Origin of the sequence: Bacillus cereus group sp. BfR-BA-01524 (genome assembly GCF_022662595.1) — a bacterium.
Lineage (GTDB): Bacteria > Bacillota > Bacilli > Bacillales > Bacillaceae_G > Bacillus_A > Bacillus_A thuringiensis_S.
In genome coordinates this window covers 1-2,300 of record NZ_JAKUDW010000210.1, presented here as the reverse complement: position 1 = coordinate 2,300, position 2,300 = coordinate 1, and the positions used below count along the sequence as shown (strand labels likewise).

Here is a 2,300-nt window from a genome sequence, read left to right as displayed (position 1 = left end):
TCTGAAGCACTTGTTTTAGGAGTTGCATTATCTATTAATAATATTGCAGGTGGGTTTGATGCAGGGGTAACAAATTTAAATCTTTGGCTTACAGCGACTATTTCTGGGGTGTTTAGTTTTATTTGCATAAGCGGTTTTGCGTATGTAGGAAAACGATATTTAGCAGCATACTTAGGGAAATGGGCTACGGTTATTGCAGGAGTGTTATTAATACTTATTGGGATTGATCAGTTGTTGTGAAAATAGAAAAGCAATGTTCGAGCATTTCCTCGGAAATACTTGAATAAGTTGCATATATCGACATCGGATATTTACTTCTTAATAAATAAAAAGCACCTACATACTACATAGGTGCTTTTTAGCGTATGTCTTCAATTAATTGTTCTGATTCTTCATGCATACTGTATTCACTTAACACTTGGATGCAAAGCCACTTTAATTCCTCAATCGTGTGCTCAAGTTCTTCAGGAAGCACATGATGAATGTCTTCAAGTCCCATCCCGAAATGAATAAGTTCAAGTACTTGATCATCGATGTTCCGATCCATTAATAATTCAAGTACTTCTAAATTGAATATGTATCGGTGAGCTTCGTCGAGTGAAACAACTTTTAACTTCAAGCTTTCTACAATACTCAATATAAAAAGAAGGATTGTTTTTTCAAGAACAGGTTGTTTTCCCATTTGAAATATTAGTTTCATCTTTCACACCTCCACATATAGCGCTAGGTTGTACTATATTATTCAGGAGGGGGGAACAAATATGCATGATATAGAGAAACTTTCAGCACTGTTTTTGTAAGAGGATTGATAACTGACAAAAGTGAGGTTTTGGTGAAATAAAAAATCCTGCTAGTATAGCAGGATAACTCGCGATTAAAAAATACTCCAGCCTTCTTGAGCAGAAAGAAGTTCAAGAATTTTAAAACCAGCAATACTATTTCCGTTTGCATCTAAAGCCGGTCCGAAAATGCCGATTCCCATATCGCCTTTTACGCAGCCGAAAATACCACCCGCTACACCACTTTTTGCAGGGATACCAACACGGATTGCAAATTCACCAGATTCGTTATACATACCACATGTGACCATAAATGTTTTGCAAATTTTTGTAATATGTTTAGGGATAATTTGTTTTTTCTTATATGGATCATATCCATCCATTGCAAAAATTAAGCCGATACGTGCTAAATCGATGCAGTTTATTTCAACTGCGCATTGACGAGTATATAAATCCATAAGTTCTTCAATATCACAATCGATAATACCGTTTTGTTTCATATAATAGCAAAGCGAACGATTTAGATAAGCTGTCTCTAATTCTGAATCGGCAACTTTAGAGGAATAATTAATAGTAGGGTTATCTGTTATTTCACGTACAAAATGAAGAATACGTTCCATTTTTTCCTCGTTATCTTTTCCTGCTAACATGCTTGTAATAGCTAATGCTCCTGCATTAATCATTGGATTAAGGGGTTTGGACGGACTTGTCGTTTCTAATTTAATAATAGAATTAAATGGGTCACCCGTTGGTTCCATTCCAACTTTAGAAAATACATATTCTTCACCACGGTCTAAAAGGGCAAGGGCAAGTGTAATTACTTTAGAAATACTTTGAAGAGTAAATAGTGTTTGTGAGTTGCCAGCATGGATATATTCTGTTTCTTTATGGAAAATGGCAATCCCTAAATCGTCTGGATTTGCATTTCCTAGTTCGGGGATATAAGTAGCAAGTTTTCCTTTTTTCGTATATGGTTTTACTTGTTCTAACAACTGTTGTAAGTTGTTTGTTTCAATGCACTGCATAGTACCAACGCTCCTATTTTGAATTAACTAAGTTTACTTTTCCCGATATGCTCGGAAATAAATAATAACATGAAAAAGTGGAATGATAAAACGAAAGTTCAATGTGCTATAATAGGTCTTTCGTTTCGAGTATTCTGTATTTTAAAAAGGAGAATTTTCCTTTTATATAACAGTTTGGAAATAGGAGATTTATCCATAAAAAATTCAAAAATAAAAACTACACATCTATACAACTATATGTTATTATAGTTATGTAAATAGAAAGCGTTTTCTAAGGCGTGCTTATAATGATAACGATTTCATAAATTTGATAGGGGGAATTAAAATGTTGCAGTTTTTACAACGTATTGGTAAAGCGTTAATGCTTCCAATCGCCGTACTACCAGCAGCAGGATTATTGCTTCGTTTAGGGCAACCAGATGTATTTGATATTCCTGTTATGGCACAGGCCGGTGCAGCAGTTTTTGATAATTTAGCACTCATTTTTGCAATTGGT

The 2,300-nt window shown here is 34.6% G+C and carries 4 protein-coding genes and 1 pseudogene; 3 read left to right on the top strand and 2 right to left on the bottom strand.

Annotated elements, in window-relative coordinates; all coding sequences use genetic code 11:
* Positions 1 to 240 (top strand): manganese efflux pump (locus MR170_RS30370; protein ID WP_242310591.1); only part of this gene is annotated, 240 nt, incomplete at its 5' end.
* A gap of 118 nt (positions 241 to 358) precedes the next feature.
* On the opposite strand, the gene MR170_RS30365 is transcribed toward MR170_RS30370, so the two are convergent.
* Both MR170_RS30365 and glsA read right to left on the bottom strand, forming a co-directional pair.
* Positions 359 to 700, bottom strand: coding sequence for a DUF3969 family protein (locus MR170_RS30365; RefSeq protein WP_000766603.1), 342 nt, complete (start codon positions 698 to 700; stop codon positions 359 to 361).
* A gap of 174 nt (positions 701 to 874) precedes the next feature.
* A complete protein-coding gene (glsA, locus tag MR170_RS30360) occupies positions 875 to 1,804 on the bottom strand; it encodes a glutaminase A (protein ID WP_016083634.1) in 930 nt (309 codons plus the stop codon).
* A gap of 69 nt (positions 1,805 to 1,873) precedes the next feature.
* Between glsA and MR170_RS32555 the strand changes: the two are divergent.
* Both MR170_RS32555 and MR170_RS30355 read left to right on the top strand, forming a co-directional pair.
* Positions 1,874 to 1,988: pseudogene (locus MR170_RS32555) on the top strand (transcriptional regulator).
* A gap of 141 nt (positions 1,989 to 2,129) precedes the next feature.
* On the top strand, positions 2,130 to 2,300 hold a 171-nt coding region (locus tag MR170_RS30355; protein ID WP_242310593.1), incomplete at its 3' end, for a PTS transporter subunit EIIC.